The sequence below is a fragment of the Polynucleobacter sp. 73C-SIWE genome, from assembly GCF_018882465.1.
Taxonomy (GTDB): domain Bacteria; phylum Pseudomonadota; class Gammaproteobacteria; order Burkholderiales; family Burkholderiaceae; genus Polynucleobacter.
This window is the reverse complement of the sequence record NZ_JACVOK010000002.1, coordinates 403387-421299: the sequence shown is the minus strand read 5'-3', so window position 1 is coordinate 421299 and position 17913 is coordinate 403387. Positions and strand designations below refer to the sequence as shown.

The window sequence follows — 17913 nt, the reverse complement described above, 5'->3', positions numbered from 1 at the left end:
AAATTATTGCTTAATTTCTGTAGATGCAGCAGATTTATCGACTGGCAAGATTTGCACAAAAAACTCACCCTCTTTAATGAAGCCGTGTTCTGCTCTAGCCCGCTCTTCAATCGCGCGCGTTCCATCTTTCAAGTCTTTAACATCACCAGCTAATTTTGCATTGCGAAGAGCCAGGAGACTATTTTTAGCTTCCTGTAGCTCTACCTGTTTTTCCATCTCATACACTTTGAGCCATCCACCCTTACCCAACCAAAGTGGGTACTGGATTGCTATAAGCAAAACCAGCATCGAGTAGATAACTATCCGCATAAGAGATAAATCTTTTTTAAGCTTCGCGTTTTAAATTATAGAAAACAGACTTACCTGGGTATGTAGCTACATCACCCAAGTCTTCCTCAATGCGCAAGAGTTGGTTGTATTTAGCAATACGATCAGAACGGGATAAAGAGCCAGTCTTGATCTGGCCTGCGTTAGTACCAACAGCAATATCGGCAATTGTGCTGTCTTCAGTTTCACCAGAACGATGAGAAATCACTGCAGTGTAGTTAGCACGCTTTGCCATCTCAATTGCTGCAAATGTTTCTGTCAGGGTACCGATCTGATTAATCTTGATCAAAATAGAGTTGGCAATACCTTTCTCAATTCCTTCTTTAAGGATGCGAGTATTGGTAACAAATAGATCATCTCCAACAAGCTGGATTTTCTTGCCAAGCTTCTTCGTAATATCAGCCCAGCCATCCCAATCACTCTCATGCATACCATCCTCAATGGATACGATTGGGAATTGATCGGCTAAGTTACCAAGGTAATCAGAGAACTCGCTAGAGGTCAGTTGCAAACCTTCTCCGGAGAGATGGTATTTGCCATCTTTGTAGAATTCACTAGCTGCGCAATCCAGCGCCAAGAGAACATCTTCACCAGCTTGGTAGCCGGCACCTTCAATCGCCTTCATAATAGTTTGCAAGCACTCATGATTGCTCTTAAAGTTTGGAGCAAAGCCGCCCTCATCCCCTACAGTCGTTGGCATTCCTTGAGCGCCAAGGATCTTCTTGAGTTCATGGAAAATTTCAGCGCCACAACGCAAAGCATCTCGGAAGTTTTCAGCGCCAACTGGCATCACCATAAACTCTTGAATATCTAAACTATTATTGGCATGCGCACCGCCATTCACAATATTCATCATCGGTACCGGCAATTGCATTCCGCCTGAGCCGCCAAAATAACGATACAAAGGCAAACCAGCCTCCTCAGCAGCTGCTCTAGCAACCGCCATAGAAACTGCTAAGGTCGCATTTGCACCCAAGCGTGCCTTATTGTGTGTGCCATCGAGCTCAATGAGGGTACGGTCTAAGAAAGCTTGCTCAGACGCATCCAAACCAAGTACGGTTTCTGCAATCTCAACATTGATATTTTGTACTGCATTAAGGACGCCCTTACCTAAGTAACGAGACTTATCGCCATCGCGCAATTCGATCGCCTCACGTGAACCTGTCGAGGCGCCAGATGGAACCGCTGCGCGACCCATTACACCGGATTCGAGTAATACATCGCACTCTACCGTTGGGTTACCGCGTGAATCCAATACTTCTCTACCGATGATGTCAACAATGGCGCTCATGCACCTTCTCCTTAAAGCAATATGAAATTGGGATTAATAAATCTGCTGCAATTTATTTAAAGCTATTTTCTAAAAATGGGCCGCTAGATTTAACTACTGAATCAATCTCTACTAGTGATTCCAGCAACTCTTTCATGTGATGCAAGGGAACCGCATTAGGACCGTCAGATAAGGCTTTAGATGGGTCCGGATGGGTTTCCATAAACAGGCCGCTAATACCAACTGCTACTGCCGCACGAGCCAGAACTGGTACAAACTCTCTCTGGCCGCCACTCGCAGTACCTTGGCCACCAGGTAATTGAACAGAATGCGTAGCATCAAAAACAACTGGTGCATGTGCTTCACGCAATATTGCTAGACTACGCATATCAGAAACTAGGTTGTTATAGCCAAATGAAGCGCCACGCTCACAAACCATAAATTGATCTGGAAGATTGACTTCCTTAGCTGCTACTCGTGCCTTTTCAATGACATTAAGCATCTCATGTGGCGATAAGAACTGACCCTTCTTGAAATTTACAGGCTTACCGCTTTGAGCGCATGCACGGATGAAATCAGTTTGTCTGCATAAGAAGGCTGGCGTTTGAATCACATCAACTACTTTGGATACGGCCTCGATTTCGCTGATGTCATGCACATCAGTCAAAATTGGGACACCCACTTCCTTTTTAACCTTAGCCAGTATCTCCAGCCCCTTATCCATTCCTAAACCACGAAATGAATTTCCAGATGAGCGGTTGGCTTTATCAAATGAAGACTTGTAGATAAACGGTATTTGTAATGCGCTGGTAATTTCTTTTAACTGACTTGCAACATCAATAGCAGACTGCTCAGATTCAATCACGCAAGTTCCTGCGATTAAGAAAAAACGCTTGTCTAGGCCTACATCGAAACCGCATAGCTTGAATGTGCTCATAGTACCCCCTTAAGCAACTTGCTTTAATGCAGCGTTCTGATGCACCAGAGCCGCACTGATAAACGCAGAGAACAAGGGGTGGCCATCACGCGGTGTTGAGGTAAATTCTGGGTGGAACTGAACGCCAAAGAACCAAGGATGCATTGAGTCAGGTAACTCCATCATCTCCGGCAAAGACTCATTAGGTGTTCTGGCAGAAATAATTAAGCCAGATTCCTCGAGTTTTGGAACGTAGGTATTGTTTACCTCATAGCGATGGCGATGGCGTTCATTAACTTCTGCACCGTAAATTCGATGGGCTAAAGTACCCGTCTTCACTGGGCAGCGCTGTGAACCAAGGCGCATTGTGCCACCAAGGTCAGAATCATTGCTACGCTTTTCAACACGCCCTTCTCCATCCATCCACTCGGTAATCAGGGCCACAACTGGATTTTCAGACTGAGGATCAAACTCGGTACTGTTTGCTTTTGAAATGTTAGCTACGTGGCGTGCAAACTCAATAACCGCTAACTGCATGCCAAGACAGATTCCTAAGTATGGAATACCGTTTTCGCGAGCGTAACGGATCGCAGAAATCTTACCTTCAGTTCCGCGCTTTCCAAAGCCGCCTGGGACCAAAATAGCATCTAACTTTCTCAAACAATCAATACCATCCTTCTCAATGACTTCAGAATCAATGTAGTTGATATTCACCTTGGTATGCGTGTGAATACCCGCATGACGCAGCGCTTCAATCAGCGACTTATAAGACTCAGTCAACTCAACATACTTACCAACCATACCAATGGTAACTTCGTGTTGAGGATTAGCCATTTCATAAACTAAATTAGCCCATACCGAAAGATCAGCTGGCTTAGCGTTGATCTCTAGCTCTCGGCAAATCAAATCATCCATGCCTTGCGCATGCAGCATTTCTGGAATCTTATAGATCGTATCCACATCCCAAACAGAAATAACAGCTTCTTCTCGGACATTGGAGAATAAAGAAATCTTAGCGCGTTCATCTTCCGGAATTGGGCGATCAGCGCGGCATAACAATACTGTTGGCATGATGCCAATCTCACGCAACTTCTGAACAGAGTGTTGGGTTGGCTTTGTTTTTAACTCGCCAGCACTATGGATATAAGGCACCAAGGTCAAATGGACAAAGGCGCAGCTATGCAGCGGCAGGCGCAAGCTCATCTGCCTTGCAGCCTCTAGAAATGGTAGCGACTCGATATCACCAACGGTTCCACCGATCTCACAAATGGCGATATCTGCTTTGCCATCGTGACTTGCTTTAGCACCCCGCTCTACAAATGCCTGAATTTCATTGGTAATGTGGGGAATCACTTGAACCGTTTTACCTAAATACTCACCACGACGCTCTTTACTAATCACTGATTCATAAATCTGGCCAGTGGTGAAGTTATTGCTCTTGCGCATCTTCGCTGATACAAAGCGCTCATAGTGACCTAAATCTAAATCCGTTTCAGCTCCATCCTCAGTTACGAAAACTTCACCGTGCTGAAGTGGGCTCATCGTGCCCGGGTCAACGTTGATATAGGGGTCTAATTTTAGGAGGGTGACTTTCAGGCCGCGGGATTCAAGAATCGCGGCAAGCGAGGCAGCTGCGATTCCTTTCCCTAAAGAAGAAACCACACCACCAGTGACAAAAACGTATTTGGTCATCGCTTAAGCTCTGTTGGAAAAAGTAATTATAACGATAGCCATAAAATTTAAGGAACTTTCAAAATTGCTTATATATTGAGAATATTGCTCAAATCTCATTATTTTTGACCTCAAGCCACCCCTATGCGCCTCCTATTTGCCGTTCTCATCAGTCTTTTATCCCTCTTTTATTTCTTACCCTTTGCGATTGCATTTAATAGAAAACGGGCTAATTCAGGCGCTATTTTTGCCTTAAACCTCTTTTTGGGATGGTCACTTATTGGCTGGGTCGTAGCCTTAGTTTGGGCCCTAAAGGAAGAGCAAATCCTCTAATTTGGTCTAAAAAGCCTTAATTAGAGCCGTAATTGCATTTCTATTGGCTGATTTTTTAGGGTTTAAACTCTTATATAAGACTTAAAATTGCAACTATAATGACCTGATTCGGGAGAGAATTCCTGTTTAGTCTTTCTATTGATCACATTTACCTCATAGGAAACACAATGTTAGAAGCCTACAACGCCCATGTTGCTGAACGCGCAGCCCTTGGTATACCTGCCCTCCCATTAACTAAGGATCAGACTGCTGAACTGGTGAAGTTATTAAAAAATCCACCATCAGGTAAAGAGGCTGAGCTTGTAGAACTCATTACGAATCGTGTCCCTGCTGGCGTCGATGAAGCCGCCAAGGTAAAGGCAGAATTTCTGGATGCAGTTGCAAAAGGCACAGAAAAATCACCGCTGATTTCGCGCGTAAAAGCTACCGAACTATTGGGCACCATGCTTGGTGGCTACAACATTAAACCTTTGGTTGAATTATTAAGTGATGCTGAATGTGGGACTGTTGCTGCTGAAGCTCTCAAGAAAACACTCTTGATGTTTGATTATTTCAATGATGTGCTTGAGTTAGCTGAAAAAGGGAATGCAAATGCAAAAGCTGTAATGAAAAGCTGGGCCGATGCAGACTGGTTTACTAGCCGCCCTGCAGTTCCAGAAAGCATGAAGCTCACAGTATTTAAAGTGACTGGTGAGACGAATACAGATGACTTGTCTCCTGCCCCTGATGCGTGGAGCCGCCCAGATATTCCGTTACATGCAACGATCATGCTGAAGAACCCACGTGCTGGTATCGAACCTGATGAATCTGGTGTTCGTGGCCCAATGAAGCAAATCGCTGCTCTCCAGAAAAAGGGCAATCAAATTGCCTACGTTGGTGATGTTGTTGGCACAGGCTCATCACGTAAATCTGCTACCAACTCTGTTCTCTGGTGGACTGGTCAAGATATCCCATTCGTACCAAACAAGCGCTTTGGTGGCGTTTGTCTTGGTGGCAATATTGCTCCAATCTTCTTTAATACTATGGAAGATTCTGGTGCGCTACCAATTGAACTAGATGTATCTCAGATGAATATGGGCGATGAGATTGAGTTGCGTCCATATGAAGGTAAAGCATTTAAAAACGGCAAAGAGATTGCTGCATTCTCACTCAAATCACCAGTAATTTTGGATGAAGTGCGTGCTGGCGGTCGTATCCCATTGATAGTAGGGCGAGGTTTAACCGCAAAAGCCCGTGCAGCATTAGGCTTGCCTGCTTCAACAGAATTCCGTCTCCCAGTAAGCCCGCCTGATAATAAAAAAGGTTTCAGCCTGGCCCAAAAGATGGTTGGACGTGCATGTGGTTTACCAGAAGGACAAGGCATACGTCCTGGCACCTACTGCGAACCACATATGACTACTGTTGGCTCCCAAGATACAACTGGTCCTATGACGCGTGACGAATTGAAAGATTTAGCTTGCTTAGGCTTCTCTTCCGATTTAGTGATGCAATCTTTCTGCCATACCTCCGCTTATCCAAAGCCAGTAGATATTCGCACTCAACACGAGCTACCACCATTCATGACCAATCGAGGTGGTGTTGCATTGCGTCCGGGTGATGGTGTGATTCATAGCTGGTTAAACCGTTTGCTGCTTCCTGATACCTGCGGTACCGGTGGCGATAGCCACACCCGCTTCCCAATCGGCATTTCCTTCCCTGCTGGCTCCGGCTTGGTTGCTTTTGCCGCAGCGACTGGTGTTATGCCTTTGGATATGCCGGAGTCTGTTTTAGTTCGTTTCAAAGGAAAGATGCAGCCTGGTATCACCTTGCGTGACCTGGTCAACGCCATTCCTTTATATGCAATCAAAAAAGGATTATTGACTGTTGAGAAGCAAGGCAAGAAAAATATTTTCTCTGGCCGCATTCTAGAAATCGAAGGTCTGCCTGACCTGAAGGTTGAACAAGCATTTGAATTATCAGATGCTTCTGCTGAACGCTCTGCCGGTGGTTGCACTGTTCATTTGAACAAAGAGCCGATTATTGAGTACATGCAATCTAATATCACTTTGATGAAGTGGATGATTGCAAATGGCTATGAAGACAAGCGTACTCTTGGCCGTCGCATCAAAGCCATGGAAGCTTGGATTGCAAACCCGCAATTGCTGCAACCTGATGCAAATGCTGACTATGCAGAGATCATCGAAATCAATATTGATGAAATCAAAGAGCCAATCCTTGCATGCCCTAATGATCCAGATGATGTAAAAGTATTGTCTGAGGTTGCTGGCGACAAGATTGATGAAGTCTTTATTGGCTCCTGCATGACCAACATTGGACACTTCCGCGCAGCCGGTCAAGTCTTGCAAGGCAAGAAAGATATGCCAACCCGTTTATGGGTAGCTCCTCCAACCAAGATGGATGCGATGGTGTTGATGGAAGAAGGCTACTACGGTATGTTGGGTGCAGCTGGCGCACGCATGGAAAGCCCAGGCTGTTCACTCTGCATGGGTAATCAAGCGCAGATCCGTAAAGGCTCTACGGCCGTATCAACCTCTACACGTAACTTCCCTAACCGCTTAGGCATCGATACTCGAGTGTATTTAGCTTCTGCTGAATTGGCCTCTGTTGCCGCCCTCTTGGGGCGCCTGCCTACTCCAGCTGAGTATTTAGAGCAAGTGAAGGCACTAGATGCTAAGGCTGGCGATGTATACAGATACATGAGCTTTGACAAACTGAAGTCATTTAGTGATGTTGCAGATACTGTGACTGTTTAAATGAGAAATTTACAGGCTGCAAATAAAAAGGCGATCGTTTGATCGCCTTTTTTCTGATCCGTATACGGTTAAATAGAAAGCTTAGACTCCTGGCGAGCATTTTCGCGACTAATGCCCGAAACCCATTTTTGGGTTGGCAAATCTGTTTTTTCTTTGATTAACTTGGCACGGGCAGAAACATCGCGCCATTCAGCCTCTAATTTTGGGCCCTTAAAGGCAATTGCAACCACATTGCAATCATGTGATTCTGGAAATAAGAGTACGCGATTATCAAAAGCTTCACAGATATTTTTGAGATTGATATCAAAACTCTTATGACGTGAGAAGAGGTTCACGGTCAGCACTCCTGGAGCCTTTAAGATGTTGTGGCAACCTTTATAAAACTCCAAAGAGCTGGCAGATGGACCGTCACAAATGGCATCATATAAATCTACTTGGACCGCATCAAAACTACTCTTGTATTTTGAGTTCTTCACAAATACTTTTGCATCAGTTTGAATGGTTTCCAGTCGACGATCATCATCTGGCATGGAAAACATGCTTCTTGCAGAGACAATCACTGCAGGATTGAGTTCAACCACAGTTGATTTCACCGCTGGACAATGAAGATGTGTGAACTTAGTCAGAGCCCCGGTACCCAGACCCAACTGTGCAACCCGCATGCCCGGCTTGGTTTCAAGAAATAATAGCCAAGCCATCATTTGCTGGTTGTACTCGAGATAAATCTCATTCGGATCGCGAATGTGCATTGCCCCTTGAATCAGCTCAGTACCAAAATGCAAGTAGCGGATGCCACCACTTTCAGAAAAAGTTACCGGCTCCATCAACATATTTGCTTAGGAATTACTTGGCCCATTGGCGCGCATTGCGGAATAAACGCAACCATGGGCTTGCGCCGTCTGGTGTATCTAACCACTCAGGTGGACACCAGCTCATTTGGACAGCCCTGAAGACACGCTCAGGATGCGGCATCATGACTGTAAAACGGCCATCTGGAGTGGTTACCCCTGTAAGACCGCCAGGCGATCCATTGGGATTTAATGGATAAGTCTCGGTTGGATTACCCTGGTGGTCGACAAAGCGTAAGGAGGCTAAGCCTTGCTTCTGCAGATTTACTAAGTTGCCTTGCTGACTAAAGTTGGCGAAACCTTCACCATGAGCTATGGTAATCGGCAATTGACTACCTTCCATGCCTTGCGTAAAGATCGAAGGCGAAGCAAGAACTTCTGCCATGACTAACCGCGCTTCATATTGCTCAGATTGATTACGGGTAAATTTGGGCCAATCCTGTGCACCAGGAATAATTCCAGAAAGATTGCTCATCATCTGGCAACCATTACAAACACCTAGGGCGAAACTATCTTGACGAGTGAAGAAGCTTGAGAATTGATCCCGTAACTGCTGATTAAAGAGAATTGTCTTCGCCCAACCCTCACCAGCACCAAGTACGTCACCATAACTAAAGCCACCGCAAGCAATTAATCCACGGAAATCATCTAGCCTTGCTTTACCGCTTAATAGATCCGACATATGAACGTCGTAACTATCAAATCCAGCCCAGTGAACGGCATAGGCCATTTCTACGTGGGAGTTAACACCCTGCTCACGCAAGATCGCCACTTTAGGACGTGCATTCTTCTGAATAAATGGAGCAGCAATATCTTCTGCAGCATCAAATGTCAGCTTAGGGGATATTCCTGTGTCGGAGAGATTATCTAAAAGAGCAAACTCACTATCGGCACATGCTGGGTTATCTCGCAGGCGAGCAATTTGATAGCTGGTATTGGTCCACATCTTTTGTAAAACTTCGCGCGGTTCTGCAAAGATATTCTTAGCGTCGCGCCACACTTCAATGCGGCCATTGGTATTTGGTTTGCCGATGGTATGACTAAATGCACTTAAACCCAATTTACGGAGTACCGAAAATACAGCATCTCGATCCTCCCTGCGAACCTGAATTACTGCGCCAAGCTCTTCATTAAATAAAGCACGCATGGTTTGTTCATGACGGCGGCCGGAGACTTGCTGTGCCCAGTTCTTAGCATCGCCATGGTCAGGCTCCTGACCAGCATCAACAGCAATCATGTCAACGTTAATAGAGACTCCACAATGAGAGGCAAATGCCATCTCAGCAATACAGGCTAATAAACCACCATCGGAGCGATCGTGGTAAGCCAGCAGCTGATTCTGTTTGCGAAGCTCAATAATGGCTACAGCTAAATTCTTTAAATCCTCTGGATGATCTAGATTCGGCGCTTCTTTACCGGATTGTCCTAAAACCTGGGCAAGAATACTACCTGCCATACGGTTTTTGCCGCGACCAAGATCAATCAAAATCAACTCAGTATCAAGCGCTGATCCATTACTCTCTTTAAGCTTCAATTGAGGAGTCAGTGTTTTACGTACGTCCTGTACGGAAGCAAATGCTGAAATAATCAATGAAACAGGGGCAACAACTTGCTTTGCCTCAACGCCATCTTGCCAGGCCGTTGCCATCGATAAGGAATCTTTACCCACGGGGATTGAAATACCAAGAGCAGGACATAACTCCATGCCCACTGCCTTGACAGAGTCATACAGTTTTGCGTCTTCACCTGGAGCACCACAAGCTGCCATCCAGTTTGCGGACAACTTCACATCATCCAAAGAGCGAATGTCGGCAGCCAATAGATTGGTAATTGCTTCACCTACAGCCATTCGAGCAGCAGCTGGTGCATCAATGACTGCAACTGGGGTTCTTTCTCCCATGCTCATCACTTCGCCACGATAGCCTTTGTAGTCCATTAAGGTAACGGCGCAGTCTGCTACCGGTACTTGCCATGGCCCAACAAATTGATCACGAGCATTTAAGCCGCCAACAGTTCTATCGCCAATAGTGATTAAAAATGATTTACTTGCAACCGTAGGTTGTTGCAATACCCAAGCAACTGACTGGGCAAGGTCTACATCTGTCACATTAAGTTCATTAAACTCTTGGGCTACTCGCTGGACATCGCGATGCATGCGTGGAGGCTTGCCAAGCAATACTTCCATTGGCATATCAATTGGCATTGCAGCATCAGCGCCATCATCTTGTTTTGAATCACTTAGCTGCAATTGACGCTCAGTCGTGGCTTCTCCAACCACCGCAAATGGGCAGCGCTCACGCGCACAAAGAGATTTAAATAAATCTAAATCCTTTGCTTCTATCGCCAACACGTAGCGCTCTTGAGATTCGTTACACCAGATTTCAGCGGGGCTCATGCCGCTCTCTTCAAGCGGCACACTACGTAATTTGAATTTAGCACCCAGACCTGCACCATCTGCTAGCTCAGGGAATGCGTTTGATAGACCGCCAGCGCCAACATCATGTATGGAGATAATTGGGTTGTTTGTACCCATGGCTCTACAAGCATTGATCACTTCTTGAGCACGACGTTCCATTTCTGGATTACCGCGTTGCACTGAATCAAAATCTAAATCTGCAGTATTGGTGCCTGTGGCAACAGAACTGCCTGTTGCGCCACCCATACCAATGCGCATGCCAGGACCGCCCAATTGAATCAATAGGTGACCAGCCTGAATCGCCTTCTTTTGAGTATGAATGGAGTCGATACTACCAATGCCGCCCGCAATCATGATGGGCTTGTGATAACCGCGACGCGTGCCATCGAGAGTTTGCTCAAATACTCGGAAATAACCACCCAAAATTGGACGACCGAACTCATTATTAAATGCTGCTCCACCTAAAGGACCATCGATCATGATCTGCAACGGTGTAGCTATACGCTCAGGCTTGCCATACTTTTCACTTTCCCAAGGGAGATCGGTGCCTGGGATATTGAGATTGGAGACCGAGAAACCCGTTAAGCCTGCTTTAGGACGGCCGCCTACTCCAGTAGCGCCCTCATCACGAAGCTCGCCACCAGCGCCTGTAGATGCCCCTGGGAATGGTGCTATTGCGGTTGGATGATTATGAGTTTCTACCTTCATTAAGGTATGGACCAGACGAGTATCTTTTGTATAACGATGATCAGCGCCTTGAGGAACCCAAGTCTCTGATTCGCAACCAGCCATCACGGCGGAGTTATCAGAATAGGCGACGATGGTTCCATTCGGTTGTAGCTGATGGGTATTGCGGATCATTGCAAACAATGAACGCTCTTGATCATCGCCATCGATAGTCCAGCTTGAATTGAAAATCTTGTGGCGGCAATGTTCACTATTTGCCTGCGCAAACATGATCAGCTCTACATCACTGGGGTTCCGTTTAAGACGAATGAAATTTTCAGTTAAATAATCTACTTCATCATCAGAAAGAGCCAAACCTAGATCCTGATTGGCTTTATCTAAAGCACTCCTACCCTGCTCTAGAACTAGGATCCGGCTCAGAGGACGATCTTCAAGGGTTTGATACAAGGCATTTGCATCATCTACCGATTGAATAACAGTTTCAGTCATCCGATCATGAATTGCAGCTAGAGCTAGCTGCTCTAGTGCTGGGCTTAATGATTTTTTAGCCTTCCATGCAAACTGTATGCCACGCTCGATACGTAAAACATTCAATCCACATTGACGCGCAATATCAGTTGCCTTACTGGCCCATGGAGATACTGTTCCAAGACGTGGAATAACAACGGCACCTTGGCCAGAACCTGAATTCTTAGAAAACCAAGATTTGCCTTGATGAATTTTGGAATGAAACGGTTGACCGTAGGTCAAAAGGCTAGCGAGCAGCTCCTCCTCTTTGGGGCTTATTGCTAAATCAGACCAAATGAAGTGCAGATATTGCGCCTCAATAGAGTCTAGCTCGATACCTTGCGCTACTAGAGATGCTAAAAGACGCTGTTGGCGGAAGGAGGAAAGCGCGTCGGCGCCGGGCAAAAAGTGGAAAAAAGACATCCCTAGATTATAAGGTTTTGCCTACACCAAGCGTCCGCCTTGCAGGTGCAATTGGCGCTGGCACCTGCTGGCCAAGGCTCCATCGTGGGTTACCAGAATAAGAGTGGATTGATTCGCTTGATTCAGCTCAAAAAGGAGCTCAATTACCCTATTGCCACTGGCCTCATCAAGGCTCCCAGTAGGCTCATCCGCAAATAAAATGGCTGGTTTAGTAATAAAAGCTCTAGCCAAAGCTACCCGCTGTTGCTCCCCACCAGAGAGCGTTTTAGAGAAATGGTCAAAGCGCTCGGCTAAACCCACACGTTCGAGCCATGACTTCGCATTTGCTTTTGGGCTGTCCATAGCTGCGAGCTCCGCAGGAAGCATGACGTTTTCCAGCGCAGTTAAATGAGGCAACAATTGAAACGACTGGAATACAAAGCCAACCTGCAAACCTCTCAGTTTGGCCCTGCCATCTTCATCAAGTGAATTAAGGTCTTTCCCCATGAGCGTCACATTGCCCTCACTCGGGAGATCCAAACCCGCCAAAAGACCCAATAAAGTACTCTTACCGGAGCCAGAACTACCGGTGATAGCGACACTTTCCCCATTAGAGATCTCAAAGCAAATGTCGTGCAAAATGGTTAAGGTGCCATCACTCGATTGGACAGACTTACCCAGGTGATGAGCGCTTAGGACTTTTTCTAATGGACTCATAAAGACGCAGACTGATCAATAGCTGTCATGGCACTAAAACGACCGAATAGATGAATCAAAATAAACCATCAACTTTCATCTCAACAAAAGTAATTGCAATAGGCTTATTTTGCCTGTTAATTTCTTTTGTTACCTCCGCAAGGTCAAATCCAATCATTTTGGTCATGGGCGACAGTCTTTCAGCTGAATATGGCATTACCAGAGGTTCAGGTTGGGTAAAACTCCTAGAGTCGCACCTGCAAACACAGGGTAGTCCATGGATCGTCTTCAATGCCAGCATTAGCGGAGAAACTAGTGCTGGCGGTCTGACGCGACTACCCAGTTTATTGGAGCAAAAAAAGCCCCGTATCGTATTCCTTGAACTGGGTGCCAATGATGCATTACGAGGCTTATCGATTGATGAGACTGAAAAGAACTTGCGCAAGATGATTCAGCTAAGCAAAAAAATAGGGGCGAAAGTGTTGCTCTTTGGAATACAAATCCCACCCAACTATGGCCAAGACTATACAAAGAAATTTAAAGAGCTATATCCAAAACTTGCTATTCAAGAAGGTATTGAGTTAGTGCCATTTTTTATGTCTGGGGTAGCAAGTAATCCGGCACTTTTTCAAACAGATAATATTCATCCAAATGAAAAAGCTCAGGCCATACTCTTCAAAAACGTATGGGGCGCTATGGCCCCATATCAGTCAATACTCAATATACAGAAATAAGTATTACATCAATTAGCTACCAGCGCCTGTTGAAGGTGGCTTCAAAGGATTAATGGTTTTTACTTTTGCACTATCGCGCCAATAGGTCATAAAGCCTGCAAACTCAGACTGGGCTGCCAGGGCTTGAATTTGCTGTGACTGAGCTTTATGCACCTTTGCATCTACAGCAGTTGGCTGCCGAATTTGATCAACCCGATATAAAGTAACGCCAGCACCTGGTGTATTGACTGATACATAAGCAGGCAATTGATCTGGATTAACGGACATCACATCATCTAAGGCACTGCCAACAAGGTTTGTAGGTTTATTACGGGACACCCAAAATGCACTCCCAAAACCAGATGCATTCTTTGGATCTTTTTGAAGTTCTGCATAACGCTCTGCAGCAGCTGAAACAGCCAATTTTTCTGCTGCGCGTTGACTTACCTGACGCTTTACCTCTACCGCAACATCTTTAAACGGTAATGTTTGTGCGGGATGAAAAACCACTACTCGCGCAGAGACAAAAACTCCAGGTGAGGTTTGGACTGCCTCAATATTGCGTTTATTTTTTACAGCCTCATCACCAAAAAGTGATTGAACCACCTTTGGGTTGGCCAGAGGATGGTCTCTTGATATGCCGCTTGGGCCAGAGCGAGTGACACCCTTTTGACTTTGGATGCTCAGCTTTAACTTATCGGCGGCAGGCTTCAAGCTATCAGACTGGTCATAGGTTAGGTTCGCAAATTGGTCAGCTTTTTCGCTAAAGACTTTGGCATCCTCTTTAGGGTCTGCCTTAAGAACGATATATTCGATATCAATGAATTCTGGACTTTCGAATAACTTCGCATTGGCGTTATAGAAGGCCTGTAATTCTTCTTGTGACGGATTTACTTTAGCTAAGTAATTCTTGGCATCAAACGGTAAGGCCTGTACCTGGCGTTCTGTCTCATAAAGAGTAGAAATAATTTCAGAAAGCTTTGGGCTAGACAATTCTGTACGAGCAACTGAATTTACTAGCTGACTAATTTTCAAATCAAATGCCTGGCTGGCATAGAACTGCTCTTCATTCAGGCCGTTGTTGGCTAATAGTTGCTTGAAGCGTGCGTCGTCAAAGCTACCATCTGGTTTATAGAGGGCACGGATTTGTGGGATGTTTTGCAAACTCTTAATCAAAGCCTCTTTGCCTACTTGCAGACGTAAGTCACTTACTGCAAATCCGAGAATACGCTGCTGTAATAATTCATTCAAAATCGCCTGTCTAAATTGAAGGCTTTGTGCAATCTGTAAGTTGCCACCTACCCGCTCTGCTTGACGCTTTGCTGCGTTATCAACCTCTTGCGCAGTAATCGGTCTGCCAGCAACCTTCATAAGGTCGGTTTCTTTATCCAAAAAATCTGAATAACTTGCGATTCCGAAAAAAGCAAAGGACGGAACGATCACCAGCATCAGTGCAAACTGCATTAATTTTTGGTGTTTACGTACGGTATCAAACATGGAGAATTTTCGCCAGTAAAGAATAAGAATGAGGCTAGTTTACTAGGCTGATCAAGTTGAATGTTTGTGCTGCCCAGAACAGGCTATCAGAAGTAAACTTTGGTGGGCGCTGAGAGGCTCGAACTCCCGACATTCTGCGTGTAAGGCAGACGCTCTACCAACTGAGCTAAGCGCCCCAAAATATTACAGGTGGAATTGTAACCTAAGTGCCCAAAATACGGGTGTTTTCCATCCAGTCAGCCCCAGGTGGATGGGCAAAGAGGATGGAAACTCTCTCTCGTTTAATGCTCATTTAATGCTTGAGAATCTCTCCTGAGGAGACTTTTTCACTAGCCTTACTTGCCTCAGACGCCTTTTTAGCCAGTTCTTCAGGCGTTGGCTCAGGTAAAGCTTCGGGCATGCGCTCCAATGCAAGTTCCAAGACCTTATCAATCCAGCGCACAGGAACAATCTCAATTGCATTTTTGACGTTATCTGGAATATCGATCAAGTCTTTCACGTTTTCTTCTGGTATCAAAGCCAGCTTGATACCACCGCGATGAGCTGCCAAAAGCTTTTCTTTTAAGCCGCCAATTGGCAACACTTCGCCGCGCAAAGTAATCTCACCAGTCATTGCTACATCTGAACGAATTGGAATTCCTGTGAACACAGAAACCAAAGCGGTAGTAATAGCAATACCAGCTGATGGGCCATCTTTTGGAGTGGCGCCATCTGGAAAGTGAATGTGAATATCTTTCTTCTCAAACGCCTCATCAGTAATGCCAAGACGTTTTGATCTTGAGCGAACTACGGTGCGAGCAGCCTCAACGGACTCTTTCATTACATCGCCAATCGAACCTGTACGAGTAATGACACCCTTACCAGGCATGACTGCAGCTTCAATTGTTAAGAGGTCACCGCCAACCTCAGTCCAGGCTAAACCAGTTACCTGGCCTACCTGATTCTCTTTGCCTGCAAGACCAAAATCAAACATCCGTACCGATAAGAATTTATCAAGGTTATCAGCGTTCACCACCACAGGGGCAGCCTCCTTCTTGAGCAACAACAACTTCACCACCTTACGGCAGATCTTGCTGATTTCTCTTTCCAGAGAGCGCACGCCTGCTTCGCGAGTGTAGTAACGAATTATGTTTCGCACTGCGCTTTCTTCGATCTTGAGCTCATCTTTTTTCAAGCCATTATTTTTAATTTGCTTTGGAATGAGATAGCTCACTGCAATACTGGTTTTTTCATCTTCTGTGTAACCAGCCAAGCGAATGATTTCTAGGCGATCCAATAAAGGGCCCGGAATATTCAGAGAGTTAGAGGTTGCAACGAACATCACATCCGAAAGATCAAAGTCAACTTCAACATAATGATCTTGGAAGGTATGGTTTTGTTCTGGATCTAAAACCTCGAGCAAGGCACTCGCAGGATCTCCACGGAAATCCATGCCCATCTTATCTACTTCATCCAAGAGGAATAAAGGATTGCGTACTCCAACCTTGGTGAGGCTTGTCAAAATCTTACCGGGCATAGAGCCGATATAGGTACGGCGATGACCCCGAATCTCAGACTCATCACGTACGCCACCTAATGCCATGCGGACAAACTTCCGATTGGTAGCGCGAGCAATCGATTGACCTAGAGAAGTCTTACCAACCCCAGGAGGGCCTACTAGACAAAGAATGGGGGCCTTAACACGATCAACACGCTGTTGAACTGCGAGGTACTCCAAAATACGCTCTTTAACCTTATCGAGGCCATAGTGGTCTTCGTCCAACACTTTTTCAGCATTGGTGAGGTCGTTATTGATCTTGGTTTTTTTCTTCCAAGGAAGATTCACTAAAGTATCGATGAAGTTACGAATCACCGTAGCCTCAGCAGACATTGGCGACATTAACTTTAGTTTTTTGAGTTCAGACTCCGCTTTTTTCAAAGCCTCTTTTGGCATCCGAGCGGCTTTGATGCGCTTCTCGAGTTCCTCAAGATCAGCGCCCTCTTCACCTTCACCCAATTCTTTTTGAATTGCTTTTACTTGCTCATTGAGGTAGTACTCGCGCTGACTCTTTTCCATTTGACGTTTAACACGTCCACGGATACGTTTTTCTACTTGCAAGATATCAATCTCACTTTCGAGATCAGCCAAGAGGCTCTCTAAACGCTGCACTACATCGGTCATCTCCAGCAAACGCTGCTTCTGTTCAAGCTTGACTGGTAAATGAGCGCAGATGGTATCGGCCAAACGGCTCGGATCATCAATACCACCGAGCGAAGACAATATTTCTTGTGGAACTTTTTTATTCAGCTTTACGTACTGATCAAACTGAGCCATGATGGCGCGACGCAAAGCCTCGGTTTCATGCGCATCGATCGCATCAATTGCTGTTGGTGTAGCCTCACAATTGAAGTAGCCGAAGCTGTCTTCAATTTGACTTACTTCGGCACGCTGCACACCTTCCACTAAAACCTTGACGGTGCCATCAGGAAGCTTGAGCATTTGCAAGATGTTGGCAATGCAACCAACCTCATACAGATCTTCAATGACAGGTTCATCTTTAGCAGCAGTTTTTTGCGCTACTAAGAGTACGTTTTTACCGGTCTCCATTGCAGCCTCTAAGGCCTTAATGGATTTAGGGCGACCCACAAACAAGGGGATCACCATATGAGGGAAGACAACTACATCCCGCAAAGGGAGTAAAGGTAGTTGAATCGGTTCAGAGGGTAGTAATAAGTGGCCAGGCATAGGGCAAATCCTCCAAAGTAATCAAACCTCAAAAGTCTCTAAAAGTAGTGAACCACTAAATACAGACAATATTCATCAGTAGCATACTACCTATATGGGCGGCTTTTTTGAAAATTCAAGAGGAAAAAGTGTAAAAAAGGGGGGAAAATGCC

12 protein-coding genes and 1 tRNA gene are annotated in these 17913 nt (G+C 45.5%); 3 read left to right on the top strand and 10 right to left on the bottom strand.

Features of this window, described 5'->3' with window-relative positions:
* Window positions 1–3 precede the first annotated feature (3 nt).
* The 4 genes from ftsB to ICN17_RS08340 are packed head-to-tail and all read right to left on the bottom strand — an operon-like array spanning window position 4 to window position 4205.
* The gene (ftsB, locus tag ICN17_RS08355) at window positions 4–309 is read right to left on the bottom strand and encodes a cell division protein FtsB (protein ID WP_216237026.1); all 306 of its coding nucleotides are present in this window, start codon (window positions 307–309) and stop codon (window positions 4–6) included.
* A gap of 16 nt (window positions 310–325) precedes the next feature.
* Window positions 326–1618, bottom strand: coding sequence for a phosphopyruvate hydratase (gene eno / locus ICN17_RS08350; protein WP_216237025.1), 1293 nt, complete (start codon window positions 1616–1618; stop codon window positions 326–328).
* A gap of 52 nt (window positions 1619–1670) precedes the next feature.
* Window positions 1671–2534 carry a 3-deoxy-8-phosphooctulonate synthase gene (kdsA, locus tag ICN17_RS08345; protein ID WP_216237024.1) on the bottom strand — a complete coding sequence of 288 codons (864 nt, stop codon included), beginning with the start codon at window positions 2532–2534 and terminating at the stop codon, window positions 1671–1673.
* Between the two features lie 9 nt (window positions 2535–2543).
* Entirely contained in the window at window positions 2544–4205 is a 1662-nt protein-coding gene (locus tag ICN17_RS08340) for a CTP synthase (protein ID WP_216237023.1), read from the bottom strand.
* 123 nt (window positions 4206–4328) lie between these two features.
* Here ICN17_RS08340 and ICN17_RS08335 point away from each other — a divergent pair, with 123 nt between their 5' ends.
* Window positions 4329–4517 carry a superinfection immunity protein gene (locus tag ICN17_RS08335; RefSeq protein ID WP_216237022.1) on the top strand — a complete coding sequence of 63 codons (189 nt, stop codon included), beginning with the start codon at window positions 4329–4331 and terminating at the stop codon, window positions 4515–4517.
* A 167-nt stretch (window positions 4518–4684) separates the two neighbouring features.
* The gene (gene acnB, locus ICN17_RS08330; RefSeq protein WP_216237021.1) at window positions 4685–7270 is read left to right on the top strand and encodes a bifunctional aconitate hydratase 2/2-methylisocitrate dehydratase; all 2586 of its coding nucleotides are present in this window, start codon (window positions 4685–4687) and stop codon (window positions 7268–7270) included.
* Window positions 7271–7338: 68 nt separating this feature from the next.
* Here acnB and ICN17_RS08325 read toward each other — a convergent pair whose 3' ends face one another.
* Genes ICN17_RS08325 through ICN17_RS08315 form a run of 3 tightly spaced genes read right to left on the bottom strand, consistent with a single transcriptional unit; the run spans window position 7339 to window position 12847 of the window.
* Window positions 7339–8100 carry a spermidine synthase gene (locus ICN17_RS08325; protein ID WP_255538376.1) on the bottom strand — a complete coding sequence of 254 codons (762 nt, stop codon included), beginning with the start codon at window positions 8098–8100 and terminating at the stop codon, window positions 7339–7341.
* A 13-nt stretch (window positions 8101–8113) separates the two neighbouring features.
* The gene (gene purL, locus ICN17_RS08320; protein ID WP_216237020.1) at window positions 8114–12151 is read right to left on the bottom strand and encodes a phosphoribosylformylglycinamidine synthase; all 4038 of its coding nucleotides are present in this window, start codon (window positions 12149–12151) and stop codon (window positions 8114–8116) included.
* A gap of 21 nt (window positions 12152–12172) precedes the next feature.
* Complete coding sequence (locus ICN17_RS08315; protein WP_216237019.1) at window positions 12173–12847, bottom strand: ABC transporter ATP-binding protein; 675 nt, start codon at window positions 12845–12847, stop codon at window positions 12173–12175.
* Between the two features lie 50 nt (window positions 12848–12897).
* Here ICN17_RS08315 and ICN17_RS08310 point away from each other — a divergent pair, with 50 nt between their 5' ends.
* Window positions 12898–13560, top strand: coding sequence for an arylesterase (locus tag ICN17_RS08310; RefSeq protein ID WP_216237018.1), 663 nt, complete (start codon window positions 12898–12900; stop codon window positions 13558–13560).
* A 12-nt stretch (window positions 13561–13572) separates the two neighbouring features.
* Here ICN17_RS08310 and ICN17_RS08305 read toward each other — a convergent pair whose 3' ends face one another.
* The 3 genes from ICN17_RS08305 to lon form a co-directional block, all read right to left on the bottom strand.
* Window positions 13573–15036 (bottom strand): peptidylprolyl isomerase, encoded by a 1464-nt coding sequence (locus tag ICN17_RS08305; protein WP_216237017.1) that lies wholly within the window; start codon window positions 15034–15036, stop codon window positions 13573–13575.
* A 100-nt stretch (window positions 15037–15136) separates the two neighbouring features.
* Window positions 15137–15212 (bottom strand) — tRNA-Val (locus tag ICN17_RS08300).
* 116 nt (window positions 15213–15328) lie between these two features.
* A complete protein-coding gene (gene lon, locus ICN17_RS08295; RefSeq protein WP_216237016.1) occupies window positions 15329–17761 on the bottom strand; it encodes an endopeptidase La in 2433 nt (810 codons plus the stop codon).
* Between the last annotated feature and the right edge of the window lie 152 nt (window positions 17762–17913).

Coding starts and splice junctions, on each gene's coding strand:
- ICN17_RS08340 (WP_216237023.1), bottom strand. CDS start 4,205: ATGACCAAATACGTTTTTGTCACTGGTGGTGTGGTTTCTTCTTTAGGG.
- lon (WP_216237016.1), bottom strand. CDS start 17,761: ATGCCTGGCCACTTATTACTACCCTCTGAACCGATTCAACTACCTTTA.
- ICN17_RS08305 (WP_216237017.1), bottom strand. CDS start 15,036: ATGTTTGATACCGTACGTAAACACCAAAAATTAATGCAGTTTGCACTG.
- ICN17_RS08310 (WP_216237018.1), top strand. CDS start 12,898: ATGAATCAAAATAAACCATCAACTTTCATCTCAACAAAAGTAATTGCA.
- acnB (WP_216237021.1), top strand. CDS start 4,685: ATGTTAGAAGCCTACAACGCCCATGTTGCTGAACGCGCAGCCCTTGGT.
- ICN17_RS08315 (WP_216237019.1), bottom strand. CDS start 12,847: ATGAGTCCATTAGAAAAAGTCCTAAGCGCTCATCACCTGGGTAAGTCT.
- ICN17_RS08335 (WP_216237022.1), top strand. CDS start 4,329: ATGCGCCTCCTATTTGCCGTTCTCATCAGTCTTTTATCCCTCTTTTAT.
- purL (WP_216237020.1), bottom strand. CDS start 12,151: ATGTCTTTTTTCCACTTTTTGCCCGGCGCCGACGCGCTTTCCTCCTTC.
- kdsA (WP_216237024.1), bottom strand. CDS start 2,534: ATGAGCACATTCAAGCTATGCGGTTTCGATGTAGGCCTAGACAAGCGT.
- eno (WP_216237025.1), bottom strand. CDS start 1,618: ATGAGCGCCATTGTTGACATCATCGGTAGAGAAGTATTGGATTCACGC.
- ICN17_RS08325 (WP_255538376.1), bottom strand. CDS start 8,100: ATGTTGATGGAGCCGGTAACTTTTTCTGAAAGTGGTGGCATCCGCTAC.
- ftsB (WP_216237026.1), bottom strand. CDS start 309: ATGCGGATAGTTATCTACTCGATGCTGGTTTTGCTTATAGCAATCCAG.